This is a genomic window from Stenotrophomonas sp. PD6 (genome assembly GCF_049199305.1).
Lineage (GTDB): Bacteria > Pseudomonadota > Gammaproteobacteria > Xanthomonadales > Xanthomonadaceae > Stenotrophomonas.
Genome location: NZ_JBLZQD010000019.1, coordinates 1 through 317 on the forward strand (window position 1 = coordinate 1; position 317 = coordinate 317).

A 317-nucleotide genomic window follows, 5' to 3' on the forward strand; every position below is an offset into this window, starting at 1 on the left:
AGGCAGTGCCTCGCAAGCAGTGCGCCTTCACCCCTGGGGGCTCGTAGAAAACATCCATGTTTTCTGCGGTCCCGCAAACCCGCCCCCGCCGACCCCCGACAGTTATTCGGTGGCCATGGGTAATCAAAGTCAACGGCGAAAGCGCCCTCTTTCTTTGCCGTACATTGAGAGATTGGGAGCAGCCAATTTGTTGCCTACGGCAACGCGCCTATGGTTGCTCTCGCCCGATAGCGCATTGAAATGATCGAGACAGGTGGCGCCCCAACGTGGGGCCCATGTGGCGTTTTCTTTTGCCCCCCCACAAATTTGAGGGTCGG

1 protein-coding gene is annotated in these 317 nt (G+C 58.4%); it reads right to left on the bottom strand.

What is annotated here, in order from left to right:
* Window positions 1-129: 129 nt before the first annotated feature.
* The coding region (locus tag ACOZHM_RS18825; RefSeq protein WP_421570827.1) for a hypothetical protein at window positions 130-317 on the bottom strand (188 nt) is incomplete at its 5' end.